At 59.8% G+C, this 15,387-nt stretch carries 11 protein-coding genes; 5 read left to right on the top strand and 6 right to left on the bottom strand.

Annotation, left to right across the window (positions count from 1 at the left end):
* Window positions 1–17: 17 nt before the first annotated feature.
* Window positions 18–1,577, top strand: coding sequence for a ComEC/Rec2 family competence protein (locus BQ5379_RS03335; protein WP_071134129.1), 1,560 nt, complete (start codon window positions 18–20; stop codon window positions 1,575–1,577).
* Here BQ5379_RS03335 and hydE read toward each other — a convergent pair.
* From hydE to BQ5379_RS03355, 4 genes are all read right to left on the bottom strand, one after another.
* Window positions 1,529–2,566 carry a [FeFe] hydrogenase H-cluster radical SAM maturase HydE gene (gene hydE, locus BQ5379_RS03340; protein WP_071134130.1) on the bottom strand — a complete coding sequence of 346 codons (1,038 nt, stop codon included), beginning with the start codon at window positions 2,564–2,566 and terminating at the stop codon, window positions 1,529–1,531. The two genes, BQ5379_RS03335 and hydE, sit on opposite strands and share 49 nt — an antisense overlap.
* Window positions 2,563–3,648: a CapA family protein gene (locus tag BQ5379_RS03345; RefSeq protein ID WP_159431205.1), complete on the bottom strand. Its 1,086-nt coding sequence runs from the start codon at window positions 3,646–3,648 to the stop codon at window positions 2,563–2,565. The genes hydE and BQ5379_RS03345 overlap by 4 nt, the downstream gene beginning before the upstream one ends.
* Before the next feature lie 353 nt (window positions 3,649–4,001).
* On the bottom strand, window positions 4,002–6,296 hold the full coding sequence (locus BQ5379_RS03350) for a GH92 family glycosyl hydrolase (protein ID WP_071134132.1): 2,295 nt from the start codon (window positions 6,294–6,296) through the stop codon (window positions 4,002–4,004).
* A 91-nt stretch (window positions 6,297–6,387) separates the two neighbouring features.
* Window positions 6,388–9,291, bottom strand: a complete 2,904-nt coding sequence (locus BQ5379_RS03355) for a glycoside hydrolase family 38 N-terminal domain-containing protein (protein WP_071134133.1) — start codon at window positions 9,289–9,291, stop codon at window positions 6,388–6,390.
* Between the two features lie 103 nt (window positions 9,292–9,394).
* Between BQ5379_RS03355 and BQ5379_RS03360 the strand changes: the two genes are divergently transcribed.
* From BQ5379_RS03360 to BQ5379_RS03370, 3 genes are all read left to right on the top strand, one after another.
* Window positions 9,395–10,066 carry a TatD family hydrolase gene (locus BQ5379_RS03360; RefSeq protein WP_071134134.1) on the top strand — a complete coding sequence of 224 codons (672 nt, stop codon included), beginning with the start codon at window positions 9,395–9,397 and terminating at the stop codon, window positions 10,064–10,066.
* Window positions 10,063–10,800, top strand: coding sequence for a tRNA threonylcarbamoyladenosine dehydratase (locus BQ5379_RS03365; RefSeq protein WP_071134135.1), 738 nt, complete (start codon window positions 10,063–10,065; stop codon window positions 10,798–10,800). Before BQ5379_RS03360 ends, BQ5379_RS03365 begins: the two co-directional genes overlap by 4 nt.
* 353 nt (window positions 10,801–11,153) lie before the next feature.
* Window positions 11,154–12,026 (top strand): hypothetical protein, encoded by an 873-nt coding sequence (locus tag BQ5379_RS03370; protein WP_071134136.1) that lies wholly within the window; start codon window positions 11,154–11,156, stop codon window positions 12,024–12,026.
* A 153-nt stretch (window positions 12,027–12,179) separates the two neighbouring features.
* Here BQ5379_RS03370 and BQ5379_RS03375 read toward each other — a convergent pair whose 3' ends face one another.
* Window positions 12,180–12,929, bottom strand: coding sequence for a hypothetical protein (locus tag BQ5379_RS03375; RefSeq protein ID WP_071134137.1), 750 nt, complete (start codon window positions 12,927–12,929; stop codon window positions 12,180–12,182).
* Between the two features lie 54 nt (window positions 12,930–12,983).
* A complete protein-coding gene (locus BQ5379_RS03380) occupies window positions 12,984–13,925 on the bottom strand; it encodes a PQQ-binding-like beta-propeller repeat protein (RefSeq protein WP_071134138.1) in 942 nt (313 codons plus the stop codon).
* Between the two features lie 105 nt (window positions 13,926–14,030).
* Here BQ5379_RS03380 and BQ5379_RS03385 point away from each other — a divergent pair, with 105 nt between their 5' ends.
* Window positions 14,031–15,350 carry an acetyl-CoA hydrolase/transferase family protein gene (locus BQ5379_RS03385; RefSeq protein ID WP_071134139.1) on the top strand — a complete coding sequence of 440 codons (1,320 nt, stop codon included), beginning with the start codon at window positions 14,031–14,033 and terminating at the stop codon, window positions 15,348–15,350.
* Window positions 15,351–15,387 lie beyond the last annotated feature (37 nt).

Here is a 15,387-nt window from a genome sequence, read left to right on the forward strand (position 1 = left end):
CTCCACGCCCCCACCGCATGGCACGTTTCACCCGGTCCAATACCCCGCTGCTCGAGCCGACACTCGCCTTCGCGGCCGGTATTTTGGCCTTCGCCCTGCCCGACCGGGCCGATCACATCGTGCTGCCCTTCCTGGTTTTCGGCATCGTGCTGGCGGTTCTGCTACCAGTCAAACTGTGGTTCGCACCCCGAATCGCCTCCTGGGGGCGGATGGTAGCATGGAGCCTCTTTTTCTGGACCGGCACGGCACTGGCGGCTCTCCACCGCGTCGATCCGGAGCCCACGCTCCGTCACCACGGCGAGCGGCTGACCTTCATCGGACGCATCGAGAGCGTTCCCGAAGCACGTGGCCGCTGGTACCGCAGCGACGCGACCCTCTTCTGCTATGCCGACAGTACGACCCAAGCGTGGCAACCGCTCGAAAGCCGCATCCGCCTCTACATCGACACCACGTCGCGCAATCCCCGTCTCCGCATCGGCGACGTGCTCCGTTTCCGGGGACGGATCTACGCTTCAGACTCCTCCGGCTACGACCTTTACATGCGCCGAACGCGCGGATTTACGGCCCGCTGTTTCGCCTGGACGGCCGTGCGCATCGGCACCGACACCACCCTCACGACCCGTATCGAACAACTCCGCCACCAGTGGGGCAGCCGGCTGCTCGCCCGCGACACGCTGTACCGCGACGATGCCGGCCCCATTCTGCAGGCGCTGGCCGTGGGCGACCAGTCGGACATCACCCCCGAACTGCGCGACAGCTATTCGCGCACCGGCGTGGCCCACCTACTCTCCGTTTCGGGGCTGCACGTGGGGATCGTCTTTCTGATACTGAATCTGATGTTCGGATGGATACGACTCTTCCGACACGGAACCGTCGTATTGGGAATCGTGGTGATCCTGTGCCTCGTCTGCTACGCCGCCCTGACCGGACTCTCGCCCTCGGTCATCCGCGCCGTGACGATGTTCTCGCTGCTGCAGATCGGACTGATGCTCTCACGCTACACCAACAGCCTCAACACCCTCTGCGCCGCCGCCCTGCTCCTGCTGATCTGGAACCCATACAACCTCTACCACATCGGTTTCCAACTCTCGTTCGCCGCCATGGTCGGCATCATCACCCTCTACCAACCCATCGCCCGCCTCTGGATGCCCCGCCACGTGCTGCTGCGCTGGTTGTGGTCGCTCAGTCTGGTCGGCATCACGGCACAAATCGGCACCTTCCCGCTGGTCATGTACCACTTCGGGCAGTTGCAGCTCGCCGGACTGTTGCTCAACCCGCTGATCTGGTTCACCGTGCCGGTCATTATCGGCGGGTCGCTGCTCTACCTGGCCGGCGGCTGGGAATGGGTCCTCGCGCTGACCCGCACCGTTGCCGAATGGCAGAACTCGGCCATCACCTGGATGGCCGGCCACTCATGGGTAGCCGTCACCGGTATCCGGCTCGAAGCGTGGCTATGCGCCGCCATGTATCTCGTGATTTTAATCCTGATTGTGTGGGTCAACCGACGCAGCAACCTCAAGACACGCTCCTACCTGCTCCGCTCGGTCGATGCGGCCGATCTGCGGGCCGCGAAGTGACGCGAATCGCCCCACACGTTATCCAACGCCACGTCGAATCCCCGCAGGTCCATATCCTGCAACGGTTTGTTGTCGTAGAGTTTATAGTTTCCCCGGACCACGGCCGGCGTCAGGTTCGGCATCATCACATTGGCACCGGCCGCAATTCCCAGCTCCCGTCCCTGCGGATGGAGGGCATGGAGGGCCGTTGTCGAAGCGATATTGATGTCGGGCATCAACAGCCGCAGCAGCGCTATCATCCTCAGTGCCAACTGCAAACGTTCCTCCCGCGAAAATGCGCTCGGCACCTCGGCCAACGGCGTACCGGGGAACTCGATGTAGGGCCCCATGCCGCACATGTCGATATCCAACGACCGGAAAAAGAGCAGATCGTCGGCCAGATCGGCAATCTGCTGGTACGGCAGGCCGATCATCACCCCCGTCCCCACCTGGTAGCCCTCGTCCCGCAACGCGCGCAACGCCTCCAGCCGCCTGTCGTAGCTATGGTCGGCCGGATGGATCCGACCATACAGCTCCGGCGACGAGGCCTCGATCCGCAGCAGGTAACGGTGTGCTCCGACCGCAAACCACCGTCGGTAGGTCTCACGGCTCTGCTCGCCGAGCGAAAGGGTAATGCCCAGCTCGCCGTTCGATTCGCTTTTGATCCGTCCGACCAGCCGTTCGATCCGCTCGACGAACTCCCGGTCGGTTCGTTCGCCGGCCTGAATCACCACCGACCCGTAACCCGACCGCCACGCGTACTCGGCCGCCGCCATCACCTGTTCGTCAGTGAGTTCGTACCGCTCGACGGCGCTGTTCCCGCTCCGAATGCCGCAATAGAGACAGTTCTTGCGACAGCGATTCGACAGCTCGATCAGCCCGCGCAGATAGACCTTCGGCCCGACGGTCCGATTCCGCAGCTCCACAGCCTCGTCATACAGTTCGCGGTCATCCGCCAGATCGCCCAGCGGAGCCCCCAGTCTTTCGATCAATTCGTTACGTGTCATCATAAAACCACTTCATCGACGGCTCCGGCAATCTTGCGACTATCTTCCAACGCCTGCCGAAAGCGAAGGTTGGTCAGGCTGTCCATCCCGATCTCCGGGCCGGAAACATAGGCGGGCACGACATAGTAACGCCTGCGCCCCCGCTCGAACGGCAGCCACACCCAGTGGGGCAGGCTCTCGATCACGGGGGGGTGCGAAAACGAAAGCGTCACACGGACATTCAACCCGCCCTCCTGGTACCGTTTTCGCTGATTGGAGACGAAGTTGCCGAGCGACCACACCACCCGCTGCGCCGTATCGATCGGCTGCGCCACATGGGGGTGCGAACCGATCACCGCATCGACCCCCTGCCGCTGGCACCATGCCGCCAGTTGCCGCTGTGCCCCGTTGGGCCGAAGCTGATACTCTTCGCCCCAATGCACGAACAGCAGGATATGCGTGGCCGAATCGCGCCGGGCAAGCCGGATCTCCTCCGCCATACGCAGCGTGTCGATCCGGTTGACGGCCGCTCCCCGCGGCACGGGGATGCCGTTCGTTCCGTAAGTGGCATTGAGCAGCGCCACCCGATAACCGTTTTTCTCCAGCATCAGCGGCGCACGAAGCGTCAGGGTATCGTCATACACCCCGGTGCGAAGCATGCCGAGCGAATCAACAGTACGAACGGTGGTTCGAATGCCCTTCAGCCCCCGGTCGCAACAGTGGTTGTTGGCCAAAGCCGCCACATCAACGCCCGACCGCTGCAACGCCACGGCCAGTGCCTTGGGCGATGCAAAGCAGGGATAGCCGCTATAAGGCCCGGTCTCAGCCAATGTGGTTTCGAGATTGACCACGGCAAAATCGGCACGTTCCCAAAAAGGGCGGATATACCGGAAACAGGGTTCATAATCGTAGGTACCATCCTCCTGCCGTGCCGCCTCGACCTGCGGCAGATGCTGCATGACGTCGCCCGAAAAGACCAGCGTCAACTCCGGCCGTTCGACCACCGAGTCCAGCGCGGCAGCGGCCCCGATGTCGGGCACGTTCTGGGGTGCCCGGGCACATGACAGGCAAACAATGGCCCACAATATGATTCCTGCATTCTTCATGATATAGATTATATAGGATAAAGATAATGAAAACTCCGGATTCATGCTTATACACGGCCACTCCGCTGCCCGATAAACTCAAAAATGACACCCGGAGGGCCTCATCGAAGCCATGCGCCATTCAGCCCCCCTCCATACTTGAGATATTCCGTTACCCAGCCCACACACAAACGATCCGGCATTTGGTCGGCAGTATAGATACTTCTTTTTCAGTTCCATGTACTCATCTGAATAGAAGAGCGGGACAGATACAATCTATCCCGCTCTTTTCCACTGAAAATTTCGATCCATTCGACAGGGCCGGGGCTATTTCATGTCCCATACCTCCGCTTGTGAGACCCGACTACACCACCCTACCGGAAACAGCTCTCGGCCGGAGCAGGCCCCATCTCGAGCACCAGTTCACCGCCCGCCGTGACCGACCGGAACGGAATTCGCGGTTCCCGCAGCGGCTTTCCGTTCAGCAGGGCACGCTGGATATAGACATTCCCGGCACTGTTGTTTTCGGTACGAATCGTAAAGGTCCGCCCCGAATAGTAGTTCGGATCGAGCCGGATCGTGATGCGATCGAAGAGCGGACTCCCGATCTCCAGCATCGGGTCGGCCGAGCACCCGCCGTCCATTTCGAAAAATCCCATCGCACTCATGACGTACCACGCACTCATCTGCCCCTCGTCCTCGTCACCCTCCCAGCCGTGGTAAGGCGTCGAACCGTAGAAACTCTCCATGATGGCACGCGCCCACTTCTGGGCCAGCCACGGTTTACCCGAATAGTTGAACAGATAGGGGGTACACATATTCACCTCGTTCCCGTGGTTGATGTAGAACTCGCCCGACTGACCGCTCGTCCGGTCGAAGAGGTGAGCGGCGAAACGAAACTCGGCCGACTTTTCGAAACCCTCCTCCAGACGGCGGTTGAACTCATCCACACCGATCAGCCCCACCAGCCCCGGGATATCGTGAGGCACATACCACGAATACTGCCAACTGTTCCCCTCGATGAACCCGGCGTTCGAGAAACGGTCGAAATCGGTATCCCAGCCCCCCGTCGTATCGCGCCGCACGACATACCTGTACTCCGGGAGGAACACGTTCCGGTAGTTCATGGAGCGGGTTTCGAGCCGCTTGGCCTCCTTCCGGTCGCCCATCGCCCAGGCCATCTGCGCCACACACCAGTCATCGTAGGCATAATCCAGCGTTTTGGACACCACGCCGTATTCGCGCGGCATATACCCATACCGGTCGTACACGTCGAGCTGCGGATTGCCGGCAACGCCTCCACCCGGATGGTTGATGCCGGGTTCCGTCACCGTTTTGCGGATCGCCCGATAGATCTCCTCGCCATCCTTGCGGATTCCCTTCTGGTAGGCGGCCACCATCAGCGCCGTCTCGTGCGACCCCTCCATAATGCCGGAATACTCCAGCCCGGCCGGCCCCTTGCAAGTCCACCCCGTATGGCGGAACATCTCCAGCTGGGTCGTCACCCAGTTATCGACGATCTCCGGCGAGACGATCGACCACAGGCCGTTCAGGTTCCAATAGGAGTTCCAGAAAGCGTCCCCGCCGTACATCTTGCCCCGTTCGACCGTCCGGACGCGCTCCATGGCATCCACATACTGTCCGTTCACATCGCTCCAGGTCTGCTTGCCGGCATAAGCACGGTAGAGATTGGTGTAGAACTTCACCTTGTCGGTTTCGTCCGTTCCCTCGACCTCGACCCGTCCGAGCAGTTCGTTCCACTCGTCCCGCGTGTGAGCGGCCACCCGGTCGAAATCGTAGCCCAGCGGCCCCAGCTCCGTCTCCATATTGAGCCGAGCCTGCTCGATGCTCACCAGCGAAAGCCCCGTGCAGACGACAATCTGTTCGTCGGCTTCGGTTTCGTAGATGGCATACGCTCCGATGTCCCCCTCGCCCTGCAACTCGTCGATGTTTTCCGACACCCGACCCTCGTTCCAGCCGTTGAGCTGTTTGAACGGCTTGCTGAAACGGGCCACGAAGTGCAATTTATAGTGATTCCAGCCGCTCCAGGGGCCCGACTGACAATCGGCATACCCCTCGACCTCCGTCGGGCTGACCCGCACGATGCGGGCGTCCTGTACGCGGAAACCGTAGTCCCACTCGGTCGGGAAGAGCAGGTCCATCAGAATCCGCGACTCCCGTCTCTTCGGGAAGGTGTATCGCTGCACGCCGCAATGGGTCGTGGCAGTCATTTCGGCCCGTACCTGATGGTCGTAGAGGAAGACCGAGTAGTAACCCGGCGAGGCCTGTTCGCTCTCCTTCAGGATACGCGAATGGTAACCGGCATTGGCCCCCTGATAGGGCGAATCGGTCGAAGGGTTGCTCAGCGCCAGGTCGGCCGTCGTGGGCATCATCATCAGTCCGCCCATGGTCCAGGCATGGATGTGGCTGAATCCCGACACGTTGTTGATCGAATACTCGTAGCCGCCCATCCAGACATCGCCCTGGTTGTCGGGGCCGAGCTGCACCATTCCGAACGGAGCCTGTGCATAGGGTCCAAGCATCCAACGCGAGTTGGAGGTTCCGATAAACAGATCGACATAATCGACCGGCTGCCGTTCGGCCAGCGCCGTGGGGAGCCCCAACGCCACCGAGCCGAGCACCACACCGAGAGATTTCAAAAGTTTCATTCCGACAGTTTGTTTTGCGAGGTGTATCAGGGGGAGCCATCCCGTGACTGGTGCCCGGCGATGGCTCCCCACATTCAGTTTTTACAATGACCTAGCGCCAGTTGATTTCCAGCGTAATACTTCCATTGGCGGGAATCACAATCGCGTCGGGCGAAACCGTTTTGCGTTCGCCCTGACTGTCTTCGGTAACGGCCACCACTGACGCGGGTCGAACGGCCCCGAAGCGCAGTGCTACGGTTTCGTCACTCCCCGACTGCGACAGCAGCCGCACGAGCGAACGGTCGCGGTCGATCGTACGGTAGGTGGAGAGGAAGACCTCGTCCGCCCCCGACAGCGTGACAGGACGGGCTATTCCGGTGAAGTTCTCACCGACCGGTACGGCCACCAGCGGCCGGAAGCTCTCCATCCCGAACCGGTTGGCCGACGCCGCGTCGTACCCTCCGGCATGGGGCCGCACGCGATATTCGAAGGTGATCTTACCGCTTTGGCTCAGCGGGAAGTTGGTGTGCCAGTGGTTGTTCAGTGCCCAGGAATAGACGATCGACGAGGGGCGAAGCTGGCGGATCCACTCGGGCGACCCCGTGGCGCCCCCGATGATGTTGGCGGTCATGTCCCCGCTCTCGAAATTGACGGCGTTCAGCGGACACCAGGTCACCCCTTTGTCCGCACTGGAGATGTCGAGCCAGCGCTGCATGGCGATCCAGTTGCGGTTAGCAGCCTTGAGTTGATCCTTTTCGAGCTCCATGACACCCCACGGCACATTGACCCGTGTCACGCCCTGCGGCACGTCGAATGCGAACCCAAAGTGGATTCCCTCCTTGTCGAGCACCGCCCGCTTATCGACCACGTTGCGGAAATAGACCGTTTCCGAGCCGTTCAGGAGCATCACCTCTCGGGTCAGCCCTTCGCACCCCTCGGCATCGGCCTCCACCCGAAACGACTGTACCACCGGCCCCCACTCCTTGCGGATGATGCGAACATTCACCGGTTTGGTCGCCGAGCCCGTCGTCTGGCCTCCTTTGAGGTACCGGAAGCTGTTCCAGCCCACCAACGCAGCCCGATCGACATACTCGGCCCCGCCGTAGATCAGGCTGACCACATCACCCGTGAGCGGATCGAGCGTCAGTCGCACCCGGCCGTTATCCAGCACATAGGCAGAGTCGGCCACAGTCGCCGGTTTCGTTTTGGGTCCGGCGCTGAGGCGGAAGATCGCACTTCCCAAAGCGGGCACCTCCTCAGCCACGAAGACCAGTTCGCCCGAGGTGAGCCGCTGCGAGGGAATGACCCGCCCGGCCGCATCGGTCACACGGTCACCCGCAGCGGAACGTTCGGCCGACAGACGAACCAGACCGCTCTGCGGCCACGAATTGGTATTGAAGACCGCAATGCGATCCGCCCCCTCCTTCGCCACACCGGCCACGGCCATCTCCACGGCCCGGTCGGTCAATTCGGCCGCCCGGTCGAAGTAGCCGTATTTGGTGCGGTTGATTTCATCGCTGATAGGTTGTTTGTCGGGCTGCATGAAGGCCCACGTGTGTTCCGTACTGAGGATGATGTTCCGCCACGCCTCGCGGTAGGTCTCATCGGGCATCGGTTCACCCGGATGGAGCATCGCCCAGAGAATCTCGGCCTGCACCAGCGTCTCCTTGACCACGCGTCCGCGTCCGGTCTTGGCCGCCCCCGAACCGAGACCGTCGGTCCAGTACTCCGTAAAGTCACCCTTCATCTGCGGAATCCGGTCACCGTAGGCCGCGAAAGCCTCCATCATCTCGGTTCCGGTACAGATTTTCAGGTGCGGGAAGGCGTACTCCTCGTTCCAACTGCGCACCGCCTCGGGCAGGTCGACATCGATCGGCGTATTGTCGGCCATGCACCAGGTCATCGGGAAAATCGGATAGATATACTCCGGATCGGCCTCGAGCTGGGGGAGTTTCTCGGCCAGATAACCGTCGATAAAGTTCGCACGCGGGTTGTCGGTCCGAACCACGCGGAGCAGTTTCGACGTGTCGGTCTGCCCGGCCATCAGCGGCCAGAAGTCCTTACCCTTGGCCAGCGCTCCGGGGGTGTACGATCCGGGTTGCAGGAACAGTACTTTCGAGACCCCGTCCGGCCCGATCCACCAGAATGGTTTGAAGTTCAGCATGCTCGACAGCCCTGTCCGGTCATAACCGTTGAACAGCGACAGGCAGTAACGGATTCCGTAGTGGTTGGCGGCCGGCACCACGCCCCACGACATGCCGGGAATATCGACCTGCACCATGGTTTCGACCTTCACGCCGGTCTGCCGTTCGAGCTCCTTGCCGTAACGGAACAGTTCGAGCAGCTCTTCGTCGCTGCACGCGCTGGTGTTCGTATTGACGTAACCGGCATCGACGGCAATATCGCCCCGGCGAATCGCATCGAGCAGACGCTGCCGTTTCGCTTCGGGGGCCGACGCCATGTAACGCTCGATGGGCCAGGTCACCTCCGGATTCCAACGGAAACGGGCATCCTCCGGATAATTCCGGGTCTGCTCGGCCAGTTCCATCGCCACCTCCAGATTGCGCTTGTGGATGAACTCCACGTTCTGCTGCGTGTTGGTATAGCCGATATCCACGTGCGAGTGGGGATAGATATAGACCGTCCAGTGGCGCATGGCCGGCACCACCGTACGACACTCGCACTGCTCGCGCCCGGCCATCAGTGCGATGGTCACCGTATCGCGGGCCGAGACTCCGATCCCTTCGGGCAGCAGCAACGGAATCGAGTCGTTGCGCTGCGTCGTAAACGCCACCGTCTCCGTGCCCTGCCGCGAGACGATGCGGAACTTGCCGGACCGCAACTGACGCGGCCCCCGGTAATCGACAAAGACCTCGCGACCGGGTTTCCCGTCGTCGCGGTACTTGTAGCGGTCCGAGACCTTCACTTCGATAAATGCCTCGCCGGTCTGCACCGCAGCCGACGCACCCTGTATGCACCACAGGGCGGAGATCATAAGAATCAGTGTACGTTTCATTCCAGTGGTATGTATTTTTAGCGTTTCGCGCCCCGGTCTATGGTCCGGGACGCACAATCGATGAATTTTCCGCACAAAAACCTAATTTTGTTCTCGACACGCCATGCTCCCCACGATCGACATCCACACCCATCACCTGCGCCCCGGCCAGCTGAGCCTGCCGAACGTCCGGATCCAGGACGAACACCCCTGTCTTCCGGCTTCGGGCCCCTACTCGGCCGGCATCCATCCTTGGGACACGGCCGAAGCCCGTGAAGCCTGGCTCGATGTGTTCGTTTCGCCCCCCGCAGGACTCGCCGCCATTGGCGAGACGGGGCTCGATCTGCGTCCTCCCTATCCGCCGCTCGAGGTACAACGGCCGTGGCTCGAAGCACAGCTGCAGGCCGCCCGACGGCTCGACCTGCCCGTGATTCTGCACAACGTCCGCGCGACCGCTCCGCTGCAAGCCATCCTCTCTCGCCATTCCGACCTCCCCGTGCTACTGCACGGCTTCACCGGTTCGCGGGAACTGGTCCGGCAGTGGATCCGGCAGGTCCCAGCGGTCCGTTTCTCGTTCGGCTCCACACTGATGCGCTCGCCGAAGAGCCAGGACGCCCTGAGGTGGATAGCCACACAGTGTCCTGAGCGGCTGTTCCTGGAAACCGATGATGCACCGCAGATCGACATCCGGGAAATGTATATCTTTGCATCCGCGTCAATCGGTTGGGAGACCGACCGGCTCAGCGAATGCCTGTACCACAACTTCAACACCCTTTTTCCCCGCCTCTGCCCATGACCTCCGCAACTCGCCCCTGGTGTGAACGAACAGAACTGCTGCTCGGCCCCGAAAAGAACGAACGTCTGCGCCAATCGCACGTGCTGGTCGTCGGACTGGGCGGCGTGGGGGCCTATGCCGCCGAGATGATTGCCCGCGCCGGCGTCGATCACCTTACCATCGTGGATGCAGACTGCGTGAGCCCGAGCAACATCAACCGCCAGCTCGTCGCCCTGCACTCGACCGTCGGACAGCCCAAGGCCGAAGTGCTGGCCGCCCGCCTGCGCGACATCAATCCGGAGATCCGCCTCACCGTACTGGAGGAGTACATCAAGGACGACGCTACGGACCGACTGCTGGACGCCACGCCGCGCTACGATTTCGTCGTCGATGCCATCGATACGCTCGCCCCGAAGGTCAACCTCATCAAAGGGTGCCTCGACCGCTCCATCCCGCTGGTCAGCTCGATGGGTGCAGGGGCCAAGACCGACCCTACGCTGGTCGAAATCCGCGACATCGGCAAGTCGCACCACTGTCCGCTGGCCCACATGCTCCGCAAAAGACTCCACAAGCTGAACATCCGAAGCGGTTTTCCGGTCGTGTTCTCGCCGGAACCGGTCCGCGAAGGGTCGATGATCCTCTGCGAAGAGCAAAACAAGAAATCGAACGTCGGGACCATCTCCTACATGCCGGCCGTTTTCGGCTGTGCCTGTGCATCGGTCGCTATCCGCACCCTGCTCGGCGAGATGCAATAACCTGCCCCGTCGCCAATATTTATTCAACGTCCGACGCTCTCTCCGCTTCCCCCCTCTTCTCCAACCATTACGCCTCCGTTTCGGAGAACTTGTTCAAGGACAAATATAGTGCATCCTTTTCGGGATAAAATACAACTTTATCCCGAAATACTTATACTATATTACGATCCATACGATCTCGCCCGTTTGATTCCGTAAGACCGTCCGCAGAGAGCCATTCAGCACCTCCCCCAATAGCAAAAACCGTTCATGCTTCCCGCCCGAAACGAAACCGCCAATGGATGAAAACCGTTCACGCCCCGAAAAGAATCGGCAAAAAGTTTATCTTTGTTTTTTCATTCACACACAGAGTCATGAGAAAAAGCGCACTGACACTCCTGCTGACCTCACTCGCCGCGGTCACAGCCTGCAATACGGAGAAAGGCACCCAAAATCCCCCGAAATCGAAATGGATCTCCGAGATCATCGCATACCACCCCGCACCGGGACAGTTCATCAACACCACGCAAGGTAACGAAGAGGCCGCTGCAGGCATCATCGGCGGCAAACGCGGCTGTCTTTCGCTCGGCGGCTTCGGCGGTTACGTGATTTTCGGATTCGACCACGAGGTACGCAATATCGACGGTACGGATTTCGTGATTTTCGGCAACGCCTTCGACGGGAGTTCCGAACCGGGCATCGTGGAAGTAAGCCCCGACGGGACAACCTGGTACCGTCTCAAAGGTTCGGACGATGCGGCACCGACTCCCTTCACCATTACCTACACCCGTCCTGCACAGACCGAAACGGCCGAAGACGTCGCCTGGACCGACGGAAACGGCAACCCGGGTGTCTTGCAAACCGTTCCGGCCCATGAGCAATCCTACTGGCCGCTGTTCCTGTCCGGCTCGCCAGCCGAACTGACCTTTTCGGGTTACCTGCTGGCCAACAATTCGTCGTGGAACGCCTCGACCAACCGTTACGTACAGGCCGCCTACGAATGGGGATATGCCGACAACTGGTCGGCCGACTACGACGCCATGGCCGGCAACGACAGCGACACCCGCGGCAGCAACAAATTCGACCTCGACAACGCCGTGGACAACAACGGGAACCCTGTCACGCTGACCTCGGTCAAACAAATCAAGGTCTATTCGGCCATGAACCAATGGGTCGGTGCCGGTGTGGGCGAGACTTCGACCGAAGTGTGCGGAGCCCTCTCGCTCTCGGCCGCAATCGACGATTAATCCCACTCCTGTACACGACCACACGACCAGTTTCCACACAAACCCGCATAACAAAAGGGGTACGGAACCAGAGTTCCGCACCCCTTTCATTTTTCATCAGTGGATTTTGATCGGTCGTCCAGCGTGAACCGGAACCAACATTCACCCCTCCATTCAAAACGCCTGGACAATCAGATTATCTCGGGAATCAGAAGCCTCAACATACTTTTGTTCTTCGAAAGTACCGTTTTCCACGTCAGCAATCATCCGTCGGTACAGATCGGACAACGCCTTCAACTCGCCCTCCGGCATCAGACACTTCAGCGTCAACACTCCGTTCTCTTCCGTTTTACAACGGAACGTGAGTTCATGACCTCCGAGACAAGTGACCTCCACCGGTCCGGGCAATGCCGATCCCACCTGTTCGACCGTTCGGGCATACAGTTGTTTCGACCAATCGTCCGAGACCGGGATTCGCCGGCTTTCAATCCGATACTGTTTCAACTGCTCCGCTGCGGCAGACCTGACCATTTTTTGGTTGTACTCGGCATTCTGCTCAATCTCCTCCTGCGACATGGAGGAGAGTTTGTCCGCCGCAATTCCCCGGAGAGGAAACTCCTCCGCCAGTTGCTCATCCACCTCTTTCTGGTTGGTCACTCTTTTGACCTCCAGCACCCACGAACCATCAGACTCCTTGAAGAGGCGCATACCACAAGTCGGTTCGAGGAGGAACTCCACCTCTGCATTGAAATCCCCGAAGAAACGTTCGTCCCAAGCCGTTTTGGCAAGTGCCATCGGATCGGCCTCGACCGTTTTCCTGTACCGATTCGTCGTATCGGGAATCCATTGTTGTGCCCAGGCATTCTGAGCGCTGCTTCCGGCCACCAGGCCGCATAGCATCATCGACCACGACAAAGCTTTCATAATCAGGTGTATTTAGAGGATGAAACATCGTCAGGGACACCCGGCCCCGTCGCTCTACAACGCCATGATGTAGAGTTTATTGGCCGGCAGATCGGGGATGAAGAGGTAGCCGTCCGAGATACAGATATCAGCCGGGCCCTGCAATTCGACCCCGAGGTCCAAAATCGTCACTTTGTTTTTCTTTCCGGCAGCCAAATCGACATACCCCACCTCGGCCTTTCCGTCGGCATTCATCCAGTTGCTGAAATAGAGTCGCGAGCCGTCGGGCGTCACGGCCACCCCGTCATACTGGCCGGGACGCGAACCGATCAGGTTGACCGGTTTGGTGCCGGGCACCGTCATGTCGATCACATAAATCACGTTCTGTTCTCCGGGCTGTCCTTCGGGATTGTACGACGCCACATAGAGTTTGCCTTCGCGTTCGGTCAGTCCGTTTGCACCCGGAATATCCGCCACCTTCTTCGGTTTGGGTTTCTGTGCAGTCCAAATCTCGTCACAGTTCTTCACGTCGAGCGAATAGAGGTGGCCGCTGTTGGTCACCGACACCAGCAGAAAATCGCCCAACGCCTCGATGTCATTCACGAAGACCTCCCCTTCGGGGAACGGGATTTTGACCGGAGCCAGCTCCGGCCGTTTCATGTTATAGACCACCACACAGCCGACGTCGGCAATAAAGAGGCAGTTGTCCTTGACGGCCATTCCCTTCGGCGCACTGAGCACACCCGAAGCCGGGAACAACACACGGGGTTCCTTGTCGAGCAGCACGATATAGCCTTTCCCCTCCTGGTTGAGCGGATCGCAGGTTTCGGTTCCGAAATTCGACAGCAGGATTCCGCCGTTTTTCAGCGGCAGTGTTCCCTCGTTAAACCGAATACGTTCCGTTACGGTATATACTTCGGCTTTTGCCTGAGCAATTTGCGCCTTTCGGGCAGCGGCTGAGCCCACCATGCAACAGAGAGCAGCACCCGCTGTGACGATAAAAGAGAGGTGTTTCATTGTTTTTTCTATCACAATATATGCAGTAAAGATAATTAATTTTCTTTAAATTTGTCAATCAAAGAACCATCTACACTACAAACCTAAAGCATACCCTAAACCCTTATGAACCCAAACATCAAAATCGTATCGGCCGACGAAGCCGTCCAGGTCGTTAAAAGCGGCGATCACGTCCACCTGAGCTCCGTAGCCAGCGCCCCCCAATGCCTGATCAAGGCCCTCTGTGCGCGTGGAGACCGTGGCGAGCTGAAAAACGTACACATCCACCACCTCCACACCGAAGGTCCGGCGCCCTATGCCGATGCCAAATACGAAGGAATCTTCCAGTCCGACCAGTTTTTCGTGGGCAGCAACCTGCGCCGTGCCACCCAGGAAGGCTATGCCGACTATATTCCGGTATTCCTGAGCGAGACCCAGAAACTCTACCGTTGCGGCGCTCTGCCCATCAACGTGGCAATGATCCAGGTGTCGCCGCCCGACAAACACGGCTACGTATCGCTCGGAACGTCGGTCGACGCCACCCTGGCCGCCGTCGAATGCGCCGAAACCGTCATCGCCGTCATCAATAAACACGTACCGCGCGCCTTCGGTCAGGCCATGATCCGCATGTCCGAAATCGACATCTGGTGCGAAGACGACACCCCGCTGATCGAAGCCCCCTTCACCGCCCCGAACGAAATCGAAACCGCCATCGGGAAACACTGTGCCGAACTGATCGAAGACGGCGCCTGCCTCCAGATGGGTATCGGAGCCATCCCCAACGCCGTGCTTGCACAGCTCAAAGGCCACAAAAACCTCGGTATCCACACCGAAATGTTTGCCGACGGCGTGCTGCCGCTGGTCGAATCGGGCGTCATCAACGGGATGAACAAAGTGACCGACAAAGGCAAAATGGTCTCCACCTTCCTGATGGGCTCGCAGAAAGTGTACGACTTCATCGACGACAACCCCGGCGTGATGATGATGGACGTGGGTTACACCAACGACCCGTACATCATCGCCCAGAACCCCAACTTCACCGCCATCAACTCCGCCCTGCAGGTCGACCTGACCGGTCAGGTGTGCGCCGACTCGCTCGGAACGAAACACTACTCGGGCGTAGGCGGCCAGATCGACTTCATCTACGGTTCGTCGCTTTCGAAAAACGGGAAAGCCATCGTCGCCATGCCGTCGACCACCAACAAGGGGATCAGCAAGATCGCCCCGGTGCTCAACCCCGGTGCCGGTGTGGTAACCACCCGTGCCCACATGCACTGGTTCGTGACCGAATACGGTGCCGTGAACCTCTACGGCCGCACCCTCCAGGAACGCGCCCGTCTGATTATCAGCGTCGCCAACCCGGCTCACCAGGAAGAGCTCGACAAAGCGGCTTTCGAACGTTTCGGCCCGCACCACACCTACATCAAAATGACCTGCGGCCAATAACACTAGCCTAACCGCAACGTCAGAATACAGCAACAGC

The sequence above is a fragment of the Millionella massiliensis genome, assembly GCF_900104655.1.
Lineage (GTDB): Bacteria > Bacteroidota > Bacteroidia > Bacteroidales > Rikenellaceae > Rikenella > Rikenella massiliensis.